Here is a 14,727-nt window from a genome sequence, read left to right as displayed (position 1 = left end):
GATGAGCGACATTTCCTCCGGGATCGAACAGATTCTGGCGTCCGGCCGAAGTGAGCCGCGCACCGGCCGGGATCCGGTGAACCAGCCGATGATTCGGCACTGGGTCGACGCGATCGGCGACGCCAACCCGATCTACACCGAGGAGGCGGCGGCCAAGGCCGCCGGCCACCCCGGGATCGTCGCACCGCCGGCGATGATCCAGGTGTGGACGATGATGGGTCTGGGCGGCGAGCGCCCCGCCGACGACCCACTGGGCAAGGTCATGGAGTTGTTCGACGGCGCAGGCTATGTCGGAGTGGTGGCGACCAACTGCGAGCAGACCTACCACCGTTACCTGCGGCCGGGTGAAGAGGTCAGCGTCACCGCCGAGGTGACCGACATCGTCGGCCCCAAGCAGACCGGTCTGGGCGAGGGCTACTTCGTCACCCAGAAGATCCGCTGGTGGGTGAACGGCGGCGAAGACGCGGAATGCGTGGCCGACATGAACTGGCGCATTCTGAAGTTCCTGCCGAAGGACCGAGCCGAGTCCGCCGAGGTGCCGGAGGATCTCGACCCCGACAAGATGATGCGCCCGTCGTGGTCGCGGGATTCGAAGTACTTCTGGGACGGGGTGGCCGCACACGAGCTGCGCATCCAGCAACGCCCGGACGGCAGCCTGCAGCACCCGCCGGTGCCGGCCCTGTGGAAGGACAAGACCGAAGAGACCGACTACGTCGTCTCCTCGGGCCAGGGCACCGTGTTCAGCTACGTGGTGCACCATGCCCCCAAGGTCCCCGGCCGCAGCGTGCCTTTCGTGATCGCACTGGTCGAACTCGAGGAGGGGGTGCGGATGCTCGGGGAGCTCCGCGGCGTCGACGCTTCAGCGGTGAAGGTCGGAATGCCGGTCCGGGCAACCTATCTCGATTTTCCCGCCAGCGAGGTGGGTCCGGCGTGGACGCTGTACGCCTGGGAGGCTGTGGAAGGGGGCGGGGCATGAGCGCTCCGACTGTGCAGGTGGGCACCAAGCTGCCCGAGCTGGCGATCTACGGTGACCCGACGTTCATCGTGTCCACCGCGATCGCCACCCGGGACTACCAGGATGTGCACCACGACCGCGACAAGGCTCAGGCCAAGGGGTCCAAGGACATCTTCGTCAACATCCTCACCGACACCGGCCTGGTGCAGCGCTACATCACCGACTGGGCCGGCTCGAACGCCGTGGTCCGCTCGATCGGGCTGCGACTGGGCGTGCCGTGGTACGCCTACGACACGGTCACCTTCAGTGGTGAGGTGACGGCGCTGGAAAACACAGCGGACGGACCTCTGGTAACCGTGAAAGTGATCGGTAACAACAGCCTTGGCGATCACGTGATCGCCACGGCGACACTGACAATCGGAGATGCGTGATGTTGTCGGGCAAGGCAGCCATCGCCGGTATCGGCGCGACCGACTTCTCGAAGGAATCCGGGCGCAGTGAGCTGCGCCTGGCCGCCGAGGCGGTGCTCGATGCCCTCGACGACGCCGGACTGAAGCCGTCCGATGTCGACGGTCTGGTCACGTTCACCATGGACTCGAACCTGGAGACCGCCGTCGCGCGGGCCACCGGAATCGGTGAGCTGAAGTTCTTCTCCCAGATCGGCTACGGCGGCGGTGCGGCGGCGGCGACGGTGCAGCAGGCGGCTCTGGCGGTGGCCACCGGCGTGGCCGAATGCGTTGTCGCCTACCGCGCCTTCAATGAGCGTTCGGAGTTCCGGTTCGGCCAGGTGATGACCGCGCTGACCGGCACCGCGGACTCCCGCGGTGTGGAGTACAGCTGGTCCTACCCGCACGGTCTGAGTACGCCCGCCGCGTCGGTGGCGATGATCGCCCGGCGCTACATGCACGAATACGGCGCCACCAGTGCGGATTTCGGCGTGGTGTCGGTGGCCGACCGCAAGCACGCGGCGACCAACCCCAAGGCACACTTCTATGGCAAGCCGATCACGATCGAGGATCACCAGAACTCGAGGTGGATCGCTGAGCCGTTGCGGCTGCTGGACTGCTGCCAGGAGACCGATGGCGGGGTGGCGATCGTGGTCACCACCCCGGAGCGGGCGCGAGACCTCAAGCAGCGTCCGGCGATCATCGAGGCGGCCGCCCAGGGTTCCGGGGCCGACCAGTTCACCATGTACTCCTACTACCGCGACGAGCTCGGATTGCCCGAGATGGGGTTGGTGGGCAGGCAGATGTGGGCGCAGTCCGGATTGAAGCCGGCCGACATCCAGACCGCGGTGCTCTATGACCACTTCACGCCGTACACGCTGATCCAGTTGGAGGAGTTGGGATTCTGCGGTCCCGGCGAGGCCAAGGACTTCATCGCCGGCGGGGCCATCGAGCTCGGCGGTCGGCTGCCGATCAACACCCACGGCGGCCAGCTCGGCGAGGCCTACGTACACGGGATGAACGGGATCGCCGAAGGCGTGCGCCAGCTGCGCGGCACCTCGGTCAACCAGGTTCCCGACGTCGAGCATGTGCTGGTCACGGCCGGCACCGGCGTGCCGACGTCGGGTTTGATCCTGGGTTAGGTGCCGCCTTCCCCGCCGAACGTGAACCCGGTTTCACGCTCGGCGGGTTGAGGTGGGCGTGAGGTCGTCGGTGGGCACCATCGACAGCACGGTGGCGACGAACTCTTCGAGGCGTTCGCGCGGGTAGGTCTGTGGGTCGCGGACGGCCAGCCGGCCCAGCATCTCGGCGAACGACAGCATGGTGTGGCCGAGCAGAGCCGGGTCCAGTCGCGCCAGCTGCGGCATGAAAGCGGCTGCGGCGCGGGCCAGTTCCTCGGATTGAGCCAGCACGGCCGACCGTGAGCTGCGCAGTGAGTCGCGGTAGTCGTGTGGTGCGCTGTCCGGCACGGTCAGGATGAGCCGCCAGCGCGCCGGGTTGTTCAGCACCGCCTGCAGAAACGCGCCGATGGTCGCGGTGTAGGCGCCGGTCGGTCCCAGTGTGGCCAGGTCGGCCGGCATCGCTGCGCGAACCTCGGCGATGCCGTGTTGGAGTTCTCGCCTCAGCAGCGCATCGACGAGTTCGGCTCGGGTACGAAATGCGGTGTACAGGACGGGTTTTGAGACTTCGGCAGCGGCGGCCACCGCCTCCATGCTCAATTCGTGCAACGCGCATCCGCGCAGCACCTCCAGCGCGGCATCCAGCGAGTGCTCGCGGCGCTGGTCCCGCGTCAGGCGTGGCGAATACTTGCGCCGCGGCCGGGTCGATTCCATAACGTCCAAAATATTACGCCACCGTTGCTTTCCATCGCCCGGCAATGCTACGGTGCCGTTTTATTCAGGGTGAACCGCAGGCGGGAGTGCGGGAGGTCGAGATGGATCGGTTGCTGCGAATCTGTGTCGTCGTCGGTGTCGCCGTGGCCGGCGCCGGGTTGGCTGCGGCGCCCACCGCGGGATCCGCACCGCCGGACTCGACCGCGCGGGCGGTTCGGCTTACCGGGCTCGACAACGCGGACTCCCCGCTGGGGCACGGCACCGCGCTGATCGTGGGCGCCAGCGGCCTGCCGATTCCGCCTGCGGGATACGTGGACGCCGCCAACACCTTCTACCTGGCACCGCGCGGCTTCGACGGCACGTTGCAGCCCGTCGTCACGCCCGAGTCGTTATGGCCGCTGACCGGGATCAAGAACCTCACCACCGACGAGTCGTTCGCTCAGGGTGGCCGGATTCTGGCCGACGCCATCACCCAGCAGATCGCCGGGGGGCAGGTCGATGCGGCCAACCCGGTGGTGGTCTTCGCCTACTCGCAGGGCGCAACCGTTGAGACACGGGCCATGTCGCTGCTCGCCGCGCAGGGTGTGCCCAGCGATTTGGTGCACTTCGTCATGCTCGGCAACCCGTCAAACCCCGATGGCGGCATTCTGGAACGCTTCAATGTGCCCATCGACGGCGCCAGTCCCACCATCCCCAGTTTTGGCCTGACGTTCAGTGGTGCCACTCCGTCCGATCTCTACCCGACCGACATCTACACGATCCAGTACGACGGCTTCGCCGACTTCCCGCGTTACCCTCTCAACATCCTTGCGGACTTCAACGCCCTTCTCGGCATGGGCTTTTCGCACGGCGGCTACCTCGGCCTGACCTCCGAGCAGATTGCGAATGCGATCGAGTTGCCGACCGCCGACGGCGGGTTGACCAACTACTACATGATTCCGGCGGACAGCCTGCCGCTGCTGGCCCCGTTGCAGTTCCTGCCGGTGATCGGCCAGCCCCTCTACGATTTGCTGGCGCCGGCCACCTCGATCCTGGTCAACCTGGGCTACGGCTGCATCAGCGACAGTTGGTGCCAGATCACCGACGCCAGCTCGCCGACCACCTTCGGGCTGTTTCCCGCCGATCTCAACTGGGCGGACGTCGCCACCGCATTGGGCCACGGTGTACAGCAGGGAATCAGCAACGCCATCAACGACTTACAGGACCCGGCCACTTATCAGCTCGGCTCGATCCTGGACACCCCGGCGCTGCAGCCGCTGCTGGAGACCGTCTACCGGGTGGTCGGCGGCACTGTCGGCGACCCCGATCCGTCATGGAGCCAGATCCTGCATGTGGGCCTGGATCTGCTGCAGAACGCCGTCCCCGGCGCACTGTCGAACGTGAACTGGGATTCGTCGCCGACCGAGATCTTCAACGCGCTCATCGCCAATGTGTCCAACGACTATGCGACCCTGTTGCCGATCGCCGACACCTTCAACGCCCTGCTGACCACGTTGCCGTCGGTCGCGATTAGTTTCCTCACCGAGCGGGCCGCCGACGGCGATCTACTCGGCGGAATCGGGGAGGCGCTGGCCGCGGCCACCGCGCTGATCCCACTCGGAATCGGGTTCGGCATGGTTGCGCCCGTGGCGGAGGCGATCTTCTTCAACGGCCTCAACCTGGTGAACATGTTCCCCGGCGCGATCGACGCGCTGGCCGAACTCGTGCCGTTGATCCCCTGACCACCGGCTCAGTCGCCGGCGCCCTCGCCCCAACTCTCGGGCAGCAGTGGAACCGTCGGCCCACCACCGAATCCGCCGGCCGCCAACGTCGTCAACCCCGTCACGGGCATACCCGGCTGGGCGTGCGCTCCCCGGAATCCCAGGCCACCCGCGGTGGCGGCAGAAGCGCGGGGCGAGGTATCGGGTCCGGGGGTGTTGTCGGCGTAGACGTAGACGACCTCGTCCGCGTGCCCGCGGGCGGCGAGGCGCCGCCGGGCCCGGGACCGATCCCGTGCAGTCGCGGCCGCAGCAGCGGCCGTCGCCTCGGCCGCCACATCCGGATTCGATGCCTTCTTCGCCGCGCGACTGCGGGCCACGGCACCGATCTGGCCGGCGGTGCCGGTGGGCCCGATCACGTAAGGCGGGAAGAACGCCGGGCTTGAGCCGGCCGGTGGAGCAGCGGGCGGGGCCGAGGCAGGTGCGGCGCTGGAGGCCGGTGCCGATGCCGCCGAAGGCGCGGTGGTCGGTGCCGTCGTGGTGTTCGCAACGGGCGCGGACGTGCCGGCCGAGCCCGGTGCGGCCACGGGTTCCGCCGGGACCGCGCCCCCGGAGACGAGTGCGGGTGGGGCGGGCTGAATTCCGGCCAGCCCGGCCAAGCCCGCTGCCCAACCCAGATTTCCGATCGCCAGGGCAAGTGCCGGCTGAAGCAGCGCGGGAGCGAATTGGCTCAAGGTGGCGGCGAGCTGGCTGGCGTGGAAGGTCAGGTCGGCCATGACGACCGGGAGATCGGTCAGCAGTGCGGCCGGATTGGTCAGCAGGTCGTTGATGATGAGCTGGGTCCACTCGCCCATCTCGCCGAAGACGTCCTTCCACCACTCCGGATCGGTCGGCTCCAGATCGCCGTCGTGGATCCCGTCGTCATCGTGGCCGTGGTCATGACCGTCGTGGTCATCGTGATCGGCCTCGTCATGGTTGACGATCGGTGGTGCCGCGGCGGGTTGCGGGGCGGATGCCACCGCCGCGCCGGAGACGGCCTCATAGCTCGCCATGGCGGTGGCGGCCTGGATCCACATCCGTACGTAGTCGGCCTCGTTGAGCGCGATCGGGATGGTGTTGATGCCGAAGAAATTGGTCGCCACCAGTACGCCGTGGACCGCATGGTTGGCCGCCAATTCCGGCATGGTGGGCATGACCGCCAACGCGCTGACGTAGGCCGCGGCCGCCGTCTCGTGCTGGGACGCGTGCGCGGCACTGTCAGCGCTGGCCGTCGCCAACCAGGCCAGATAGGGCAGATGCGCGGCGAGATAACTCTCGGCGCTGGGGCCCTGCCAGGCCGCCGCCTGGGTGGCCCCCAGCAATTCCCGCAACGCCTCTGCGGTCGCGGTGTACTCCAGGCTCAGCGACGACCACGCGGCGGCAGCCGACAGCAGCGGCCCCGGCCCCGGGCCGGTGCTCAGCGCCGCCGAATGCACCTCTGGGGGAGAGGCCATCCACACCGGCGCGGTCATGGCGCACACCATATCGAAGATGAAAGTCATTTTCAATTAGGTGACCCAGGGGTGGCCGGCGTCGCGTCCGGCCGGGTCGCAGCAGTGCGGGGGTGCGCTCTACGCCGAGACCAGCTCCACGTCGCCGAGCACGGCGGCGTCGTCGCGGCCGGGGGCGATCACCGTGCCCACCACCCGCGAACCGTCCTTCCACAGCCGGGCCCGCAGGGTCTCGCCCGGGAAGACGATCCCGGCGAACCGGGCGCCGAACGAGCGCACCGCACCGGCATCGCCGCCGAGCACGTTGTCCACGACCGCTTTGCAGGTCATGCCGTAGGTGCACAGGCCGTGCAGAATCGGGCGGTCGAAACCGGCCGCCGCGGCAAAACCCGGGTCCGAGTGCAGCGGGTTGCGGTCGCCGCAGAGCCGGTAGAGCAGGGCCTGCTGCGGCGAGACCGGCATGTCGATCTCGAAATCCGGTGCCCGGTCCGGCAACTCCGAGGCGGTGGAAGGTCCACGCTCGCCGCCGAAGCCGCCCTCGCCGCGGGCGAAGATGGACCGCTGCTGTGTCCACAGCAGGGTGCCGTCGGTGCCGGTGACGGTGGTCTCCAGCAGCACCACCGCGGCCTTGCCCTTGTCCCAGACGTCGACGATCCGGCTGATGCCGCGCGCACTGCCCGAGGCCGGCAGCGGCGCCGGGACGATCACCTTCTCCGAGGCGTGCAGGATCTTGGCCAGGTCGATCTCGACGCCGGGCCAGCTCACCTTAGGCGGGTTGACGTCGTTGAACGAGGCCGCGACGCAACCGAATGTCGGTAGCACCTGCGGGGTGCCGTCGACGACGTAGCTCAGCTCACGCGGGTCCATCGGATCCGACCCCGCGCCCAGCGCCAGGTTGTAGAGCTGCACATTGGTTGCGGTCCAAGAGAATTCGACTGCGCCGAACTCGGCACCGAGAGCCTTGTCGAGATTGATCGGCATGAACTAAGCCTTTCCGGCGATGTCGAGAGCGGCCAGGTAGCCGAACGTCATGGCTGGCCCGATGGTGCCGCCCGGCCCCGGGTAGGTGTGGCCCATCACCGGGGCGCTGACATTGCCCGCGGCGTAAAGACCTTCGATGACGCTGTTGTCGTCACGCAGGGCGCGGCCGTTGACGTCCGTGCGGATCCCGCCCTTGGTCCCCAGGTCGCCGGGCACCATCTTGGCCGCGTAGAACGGCCCCTGCGCGATCTGGCCCAGGTTCGGGTTGGGCTTGTTCGTCGGGTCGCCGTAGTAGCGGTCATAGGCGCTCTCACCGCGGTGGAAGTCCTCGTCCACGCCGGTGCGGGCGAACTCGTTGAAACGCTCGACGGTCGCGACCAGGGACGCCGCCGGCACCCCGGTCTTGGTCGCCAGCTCCTCGAGGGTGTCGGCGGTGACGATCACGCCCGAATCCATCCACTTCTTCGGAATGCGCTGTCCGGGCTGCAATCCGGCGAAGATGAAGTTGTTGCGGTAGCGCTGGTCGAATACCAGCCAGGCCGGGATGTTCTCGCCGGGGCCGGCGCCCTGACCGTACTCGCCGCCGTACATGTGGTGCACGGCCTCGACGTAGGGCATCGACTCGTTCATGAACCGCTTGCCGGACATGTTCACGATGATCGACCCGGGGGAGTTGCGCTCGGACAGGGCGAACCACGGTGCGCCGGGCAGCGGCACCGTCGGGCCCCACCAGGAGTCCTCCATGATGTCCAGTGCGGCGCCGAGCTTTTCGCCGGCCAGGATTCCCTCGCCGGTGTTGGCCTTGGCCCCCACGGTCCACTCGGTGGTGATCGGAGCGCGCTGGTACTTGACCCGCATCTGTTCGTTGTGCTCGAAACCGCCACTGGCCAGGATCACCCCGCGGCGAGCCCGGATCAGCTGCGGCTCAGCGGATTCGTCGGCACCTCGGACATAGACCCCGCGCACCACGCCGTCCTCGACGTAGAGGTCGGTCAGTGCGGTGTTGAGCTGCACCGGCACCCCGGCGTTGCGCAGGCCGACACGCAGCGGTGCGATCAGTGCGCGCCCCATCCCGACCAGGTTCTTGCCGGTGGCCTGCGCCCACATGGTCCGGGCGCCCACCTTCAGGCTGCGCAGCACGCCGCGGGGGTGGCGCTTGAGCTGGTTGAGCCGGACGTAGTCCTGCTGCATGACAACAACATTCAGCGGAACCTTGCCGTAGGCCGGCTCCAGGCCCGCCATGTCGGCGCCGAGCTTCTTGGCGTTGAACGGTTTCGGCTCGATCGAGCGGCCGGTGGGCTTGCCGCCGGGCTGCTCCGGGTAATAGTCGGCATAGCCGGGAACCCAGCACATCTTCAGCGGCGAGTTCTTCAGTACGAACGACAGCATCTCCGGCCCGCGCTGCAGGTAGGTGTCGATCTTCTCGGCCGGGACCACGTCGCCGATGATGGCGCGCAGGTAGGTGCGGGCGGCCTCGGCGTCGTCCTTGACCCCGGCGCGCTTGAGCACCTCGTTGTTGGGGATCCACACACCACCGCCGGAACGGGCGGTCGAACCGCCGAAGTGGGCGGCCTTCTCGATCACGATGGTTGACAAACCCTGGTGGGCGGCGGTCAGGGCGGCAACCATTCCGGCGCCACCGCTTCCGACCACGACGACGTCGTACTCCTGTTCGGCCATGTAGAACACGTTATAGAATTGCCCCGCCCGGGCGCTAGTTGGCCGGTGGTATCGGCGTCGGCGGAGCCCGGATGGCGGCGCGCTATCCTGCGGTTGCCTGCCGGGACGGCCGCCTCAGGCCTTATCTACCATTCGGTAGAACGCGTTTCAGTTTAGTGACCGGCGAGGACCCTTTCCTGCCTTTCGTCTGCGGCGGAACCATGTTTTACTAGCACTAGTATCTGTCGTGTTGCACACGCCTTCAGCAAGGAGTTGACATCGTGGCCAGCCCCACAATCCCCAGTTGTCCCGTGGGTTTCGACCCGACCGATCCCGAGATCTACGCGGAACGCATTCCGGACCAGGAGCTTGCCGCGCTGCGCACCAATGAGCCGATCAAGTGGATCGAGCAGCCGGACGGCGTGGGCGGTTTCAACGACGGCGGCTACTGGGCCGTCACCCGCCACGAGGACGTCAAAGAGGTGTCCCGGCTAGACGAGGTGTTCTCCAGCGAGGTCAACACCGCCATCCCGCGGTTCAACGACGACATCACCCGCGACGCGATCGATGCGCAGCGCATCCTGATGCTGAACCAGGACGCGCCGCGGCACACCCGGTTGCGCCGGATCGTCTCGCGCGGCTTCACCCCGCGCCACATCCTGCCGCTGCACGATCAGCTCGAGCAGCGTGCGCAGGCCATCGCCAAGGAGGCCCTCGCCCGCGGCTCGGGTGACTTCGTGGTGGAGGTGGCCTCCGAGCTGCCGCTGCAGGCGATTGCCGGTCTGATGGGGGTACCCCAGGAGGACCGCGGCAAGCTCTTCGAGTGGACCAACCAGATGACGTCCTACGACGACCCGGAGTACTCCCACTACGACCCGGCGGCCTCCGCGCTGGAGATCATCACCTACGGGCTGCAGCTGGCGGAGAAGAAGCGGCTAAGTCCCGGCAGGGACACAGCGAAAGACATCGTGACCACGCTGATCGAGGCGGACATCGACGGCGAGAAGCTCAACGACGACGAACTGGGCTACTTCATCATCCTGCTGGCAGTCGCGGGTAGCGAGACCACGCGCAACTCGATCACCCAGGGCATGATGGCCTTCACCGAATTCCCCGAGCAGTGGGAGCTGTTCAAGTCCCAGCGGCCGGAGACCACCGCCGACGAGGTGGTCCGCTGGGCCACTCCGGTGACGTCCTTCCAGCGCACCGCCACCCGCGATCACGACCTCAACGGCACCTTGATCAAGGAAGGCCAGCGGGTGGTGATGTTCTACCGCGCCGCCAACTTCGACCCCGAGGTGTTCGACAACCCCCAGCAGTTCAACATCTTGCGCGACCCCAACCCGCACGTCGGCTTCGGCGGCACCGGTGCGCACTACTGCATCGGTACCCACCTGGCGCGCATGACCGTCGGCCTGATGTTCAACGCGATCGCCGACCACATCCCGGACCTGCGGCCGCTGGAGAGCCCGAGGCGGCTGCGGTCGGGCTGGCTCAACGGCATCAAGCACTGGCAGGTCGACTACACCGGCAAGTCGTAGTTCGTCGCCGACGCGGGGCCGGTGGTACGTGTGCCACCGGCTTCGGTCGCGTCCGGACCGCCCGCGCCGAAAAGTAGAACCCGTCCTAGAATTGCCGCTGAACGGCATGTTCTCACCCGCTCACCACCACCCGAGGGGACCATCGAAGATGCTCAGCGCCGCGATCCGCGACGAACTCGCCGCCGACTTGGCGCAAGCCGAACGCAGCCGGGTGCCCATCTCGCCGTTGACCACGGCGCACCCCGGCATCGACGTCGTCGACGCCTACGAGATCCAGCTGATCAACATCCGGCAGCGCATCGCCGAGGGTGCCCGGGTGGTCGGTCACAAGGTCGGCCTGTCCTCGCTGGCGATGCAGCAGATGATGGGCGTCGACGAGCCCGACTACGGGCATCTGCTCAACGAGATGCAGGTTTTCGAAGACGCCCCGGTGCCCACCGCCAACTACCTGTATCCGCGGATCGAGGTGGAGGTCGGCTTCATCCTCGGCGCGGACCTGCCCGGTGCGGACTGCACCGAGGACGACGTGCTGGCCGCCGTCGAGGCAGTGGTGCCGTCGATCGAGCTGATCGACACCCGGATCACCGATTGGAAGATCAAGCTCTGCGACACCATCGCCGACAACGCCTCGTCGGCCGGATTCGTGCTCGGCAAGGGCCGGGTCTCCCCGGGAGACGTCGACGTCAAGAACATCAACGCCACGCTGAAATGCAATGGCGAAGTGATTGCCGAGGGCCGTAGTGACGCGGTGCTGGGCAACCCGGTGACCGCGGTGGCCTGGCTGGCCCGCAAGGTCGAGAGCTTCGGTGTCCGGCTCAAGGCCGGCGACATCGTGTTGCCGGGTTCGTGCACGCGCGCCATCGATGCCCGGCCGGGGGATGAATTCGTCGCCGAATTCGATCACCTCGGCCCGGTGCACCTTTCGTTCAAATAGAAGGAGATCGCCATGGGATCCAAGGCAAGTGTCGCGATCGTCGGGTCGGGAAATATCAGCACCGACCTGCTGTACAAGCTGCTGCGCTCGGACTGGCTGGAGCCGCGCTGGATGATCGGTATCGACCCGGATTCCGAGGGTCTGGCCCGGGCGCGCAAGCTCGGTCTGGAGACCTCGGCCGAGGGGGCGGACTGGCTGCTGGCGCAGGACGAGAAGCCGGACTTCGTCTTCGAGGCCACCAGCGCCTACGTGCACAAGGCGTACGCGCCCAAGTACGAGGCCGCCGGTATCCGGGCGATCGACCTGACCCCGGCCGCGGTGGGCCCGGCGGTGATCCCGCCGGCGAACCTGCATGAGCACGTGAACGCCCCGAACGTCAACATGATCACCTGCGGCGGCCAGGCCACCATCCCGATCGTCTACGCCGTGACGCGTGCGGTGGCCGAGCAGGGCGGCACCGTGCCGTATGCGGAGATCGTGGCCAGCGTCGCGAGCGTGTCGGCCGGTCCGGGCACTCGGGCCAACATCGACGAGTTCACCAAGACCACCTCGGCGGGTGTACAGACCATCGGCGGCGCCCAGAAGGGCAAGGCGATCATCATCTTGAACCCGGCCGACCCGCCGATGATCATGCGCGACACCATCTTCTGCCAGATCCCTGAGGACGTCGACCGCGACGCGATCACCAAGTCGATCCTCAGCGTGGTCGAGCAGGTGCAGACCTACGTGCCGGGCTACCGGCTGCTCAACGAGCCGCAGTTCGACGAGCCGTCGCTGAACTCCGGTGGCCGCGCGGTGGTCACCACGTTCGTCGAGGTCGAAGGCGCCGGGGATTACCTGCCGCCGTATGCGGGCAACCTGGACATCATGACCGCCGCGGCCACCAAGGTGGGCGAAGAGATCGCCCGCGAGATGGTCGCGGCGAAGGCTGGAGGCGCAAAATGAGCGAAGCATTCTGGGACGTGCGGATCACCGACACCTCGCTGCGCGACGGCAGCCACCACAAGCGTCACCAGTTCAGCACCGACGAGGTCGCCGCGATCGTCGCGGCTCTGGACGCCGCCGGGGTTCCGGTCATCGAGGTCACGCACGGCGACGGACTGGGCGGGTCCAGCTTCAATTACGGGTTCTCCAAGACTCCCGACCAGGAGTTGATCAAGCTCGCCGCGCAGACCGCCCGCGACGCCAAGATCGCCTTCCTGATGTTGCCCGGCGTGGCCACCAAGGAGGACATGAAGGAGGCGCAGGGCAACGGCGGACAGATCTGTCGGATCGCCACCCACTGCACCGAGGCCGACGTCTCGATCCAGCACTTCGGGCTGGCCCGCGAGCTGGGTCTGGAGACCGTCGGGTTCTTGATGATGGCGCACACCATCTCGCCGGAGAAGCTGGCCGCTCAGGCCCGGATCATGGCCGATGCCGGCTGCCAGTGCGTCTACGTGGTGGACTCCGCCGGCGCGCTGGTGCTCGAAGGCGTGGCCGACCGGGTGTCGGCGCTGGTCGCCGAGTTGGGGTCGGATGCTCAAGTTGGTTTTCATGGGCACGAGAACCTCGGGCTCGGTGTCGCCAACTCGGTGGAGGCGGTGCGCGCCGGCGCCAAGCAGATCGACGGCTCGGTCCGCCGCTTCGGTGCGGGTGCGGGCAACGCGCCGGTCGAGGCACTGATCGGGGTGTTCGACAAGATCGGCGTCAAGACCGGCATCGACTTCTTCGACATCGCCGACGCCGCCGAGGAAGTGGTGCGCCCGGCCATGCCCGCCGAGTGCGTGCTGGACCGCAACGCGCTGGTGATGGGCTACTCCGGGGTGTACTCCAGCTTCCTCAAGCACGCGGTGCGCCAGGGTGAGCGTTACGGCGTTCCCGCCCACGAACTGCTGCTGCGGGTCGGCCAGCGCAAGCTGATCGGCGGCCAGGAGGACCAGCTCATCGACATCGCGCTGGAGATCCAGCGGGAGCGGGCCGCAAAGTAGTGATTTCGGCGCGATTGTCGTCGCTGAGCGCACATTATCGCGCCGAAATCGCATGAGAACCCGCGCCGACGGGCGAACGCGACGAATACCGACACCGCCCGTACTCGGTTACCCTTCCGCCTATGACCCCGCTGGAGCCCATCAGCGTCCCAGCGGAGCTTGCGTCCCGGGCATCCCAGTGGAATGAGCATGCAGCGGTTCTGGCGGGCGACGGTGCCACAACCGTTGTCTCGGCGATGGCTGCTCAGGGTCAGCCGAGTGCGGTGGCGATGAGTGCGGTGCTCGCCGGTGTCGGGCATGTCTCGACGAAGATGGCGGCGCGTATCACCACAAGTGCCGCCAACGTCACCCAGGCCAACGCGGTTTTCGACGCCAACGAGGCCGCCGCCGCGGCGGCGCTGACCATCGACGCGGTGACCTAGATGAGTGCCCCCGGCGCAGGGCCCGGCGGCTTGCCTTCGCTGTCTGAGTTGTTGGCTTGGTCGACGACCCATCTGATCGAAGGGGCTGCCCAGTTGGAGGCTACCGCCGACCGGTGGGACCACGCTTTCGTCAGCATGTGGAAAGACGTGCACACCGTGGGCTGGAACGGCACTGCGGCCAACGGTGCCAAAGCCCGGCTGACCTCCGATAAGAATCAGGCGGCCGGGGGAGCGGAGAAGTTGCGGGCCGGAGCGCAGGTTGCCCGCAGCGGCGCCTCCGATGTGCTGTCCGCCCAGAACCGGCTGCGCTATGCGCTCGAGGATGCCGCTGAGGCCGAATTCAACGTCTACGACGACGGCACCGTCGAAGACACCCACACGGAGGTGGACAGGTCCGATCAGGCGCAGGATTTCGCTGACCGCATCTACCAACGCGCGAAGGAGTTGGTCGGCGTGGACAGCCACGTCGGCCAGCGTCTCAAGGACACCGTCGGTGATATCGAAAACGACATCAATTTTCACGAGCCCGACGGAAACGGGGTGCAACTCGTGGGGAGTCATGTCCCGCTCGCGCCCGCGGGCGGGTCACCGCTGTCCGAAGCGCGACGCCGAGCGGTCGAGTATGCCGATCACTGGGCCGGTAACGGTGACGACTCGCGTAGGCACAACCCCGACTACAAATATTTCGGCGATGGCGGCGGCGACTGCACCAATTTCGCATCACAGGCGATGCGCGCTGGCGGATGAGCAATGATCAGAACCTGTGGATGACCCTCGGTGGGGCGGCATGAAAGTGGGCG

14 protein-coding genes are annotated in these 14,727 nt (G+C 67.3%); 10 read left to right on the top strand and 4 right to left on the bottom strand.

The features are described 5' to 3' along the window. Window position 1: 1 nt before the first annotated feature. Genes K6T84_RS13420 through ltp2 form a run of 3 tightly spaced genes read left to right on the top strand, consistent with a single transcriptional unit; the run spans window position 2 to window position 2,543 of the window. The gene (locus tag K6T84_RS13420; protein ID WP_225400794.1) at window positions 2-976 is read left to right on the top strand and encodes a bifunctional MaoC family dehydratase N-terminal/OB-fold nucleic acid binding domain-containing protein; all 975 of its coding nucleotides are present in this window, start codon (window positions 2-4) and stop codon (window positions 974-976) included. Next, window positions 973-1,386 (top strand): MaoC family dehydratase, encoded by a 414-nt coding sequence (locus K6T84_RS13415; RefSeq protein ID WP_224863025.1) that lies wholly within the window; start codon window positions 973-975, stop codon window positions 1,384-1,386. The genes K6T84_RS13420 and K6T84_RS13415 overlap by 4 nt, the downstream gene beginning before the upstream one ends. Further along, window positions 1,386-2,543: a 17-hydroxy-3-oxo-4-pregnene-20-carboxyl-CoA lyase gene (ltp2, locus tag K6T84_RS13410; protein WP_224863023.1), complete on the top strand. Its 1,158-nt coding sequence runs from the start codon at window positions 1,386-1,388 to the stop codon at window positions 2,541-2,543. Before K6T84_RS13415 ends, ltp2 begins: the two co-directional genes overlap by 1 nt. A gap of 33 nt (window positions 2,544-2,576) precedes the next feature. Here ltp2 and K6T84_RS13405 read toward each other — a convergent pair whose 3' ends face one another. Continuing rightward, the gene (locus K6T84_RS13405) at window positions 2,577-3,233 is read right to left on the bottom strand and encodes a TetR/AcrR family transcriptional regulator (protein WP_224863021.1); all 657 of its coding nucleotides are present in this window, start codon (window positions 3,231-3,233) and stop codon (window positions 2,577-2,579) included. A gap of 101 nt (window positions 3,234-3,334) precedes the next feature. On the opposite strand from K6T84_RS13405, the gene K6T84_RS13400 reads away from it, so the two are divergent. Then, window positions 3,335-4,954, top strand: coding sequence for a PE-PPE domain-containing protein (locus K6T84_RS13400; protein ID WP_224863019.1), 1,620 nt, complete (start codon window positions 3,335-3,337; stop codon window positions 4,952-4,954). A gap of 8 nt (window positions 4,955-4,962) precedes the next feature. On the opposite strand, the gene K6T84_RS13395 is transcribed toward K6T84_RS13400, so the two are convergent. The 3 genes from K6T84_RS13395 to kstD form a co-directional block, all read right to left on the bottom strand. Then, complete coding sequence (locus K6T84_RS13395; RefSeq protein ID WP_224863018.1) at window positions 4,963-6,441, bottom strand: PPE family protein; 1,479 nt, start codon at window positions 6,439-6,441, stop codon at window positions 4,963-4,965. 99 nt (window positions 6,442-6,540) lie between these two features. Further along, window positions 6,541-7,401: an enoyl-CoA hydratase ChsH3 gene (chsH3, locus tag K6T84_RS13390; protein ID WP_225400793.1), complete on the bottom strand. Its 861-nt coding sequence runs from the start codon at window positions 7,399-7,401 to the stop codon at window positions 6,541-6,543. A gap of 3 nt (window positions 7,402-7,404) precedes the next feature. Continuing rightward, a complete protein-coding gene (gene kstD, locus K6T84_RS13385) occupies window positions 7,405-9,090 on the bottom strand; it encodes a 3-oxosteroid 1-dehydrogenase (protein ID WP_225400792.1) in 1,686 nt (561 codons plus the stop codon). Window positions 9,091-9,356: 266 nt separating this feature from the next. On the opposite strand from kstD, the gene K6T84_RS13380 reads away from it, so the two are divergent. The 6 genes from K6T84_RS13380 to K6T84_RS13355 all read left to right on the top strand — a co-directional run bounded on the left by K6T84_RS13380 (window position 9,357) and on the right by K6T84_RS13355 (window position 14,674). Beyond that, window positions 9,357-10,601: a cytochrome P450 gene (locus K6T84_RS13380; protein WP_408066111.1), complete on the top strand. Its 1,245-nt coding sequence runs from the start codon at window positions 9,357-9,359 to the stop codon at window positions 10,599-10,601. A gap of 148 nt (window positions 10,602-10,749) precedes the next feature. Further along, window positions 10,750-11,535 carry a 2-keto-4-pentenoate hydratase gene (locus K6T84_RS13375; protein WP_224863011.1) on the top strand — a complete coding sequence of 262 codons (786 nt, stop codon included), beginning with the start codon at window positions 10,750-10,752 and terminating at the stop codon, window positions 11,533-11,535. A gap of 12 nt (window positions 11,536-11,547) precedes the next feature. Continuing rightward, window positions 11,548-12,480, top strand: a complete 933-nt coding sequence (locus K6T84_RS13370; protein ID WP_224863009.1) for an acetaldehyde dehydrogenase (acetylating) — start codon at window positions 11,548-11,550, stop codon at window positions 12,478-12,480. Further along, the gene (gene dmpG, locus K6T84_RS13365) at window positions 12,477-13,505 is read left to right on the top strand and encodes a 4-hydroxy-2-oxovalerate aldolase (RefSeq protein WP_224863007.1); all 1,029 of its coding nucleotides are present in this window, start codon (window positions 12,477-12,479) and stop codon (window positions 13,503-13,505) included. Before K6T84_RS13370 ends, dmpG begins: the two co-directional genes overlap by 4 nt. A 122-nt stretch (window positions 13,506-13,627) precedes the next feature. Further along, window positions 13,628-13,927, top strand: coding sequence for a hypothetical protein (locus tag K6T84_RS13360; protein WP_225400790.1), 300 nt, complete (start codon window positions 13,628-13,630; stop codon window positions 13,925-13,927). Next, on the top strand, window positions 13,928-14,674 hold the full coding sequence (locus K6T84_RS13355; RefSeq protein WP_225400789.1) for an amidase domain-containing protein: 747 nt from the start codon (window positions 13,928-13,930) through the stop codon (window positions 14,672-14,674). The last annotated feature ends 53 nt before the right edge of the window (window positions 14,675-14,727 follow it).

Origin of the sequence: Mycobacterium zoologicum (assembly GCF_020181635.2) — a bacterium.
Taxonomy (GTDB): domain Bacteria; phylum Actinomycetota; class Actinomycetes; order Mycobacteriales; family Mycobacteriaceae; genus Mycobacterium; species Mycobacterium zoologicum.
Note: the sequence above shows the minus strand (reverse complement) of the source record. Positions and strands in the feature narration are given on the sequence as shown.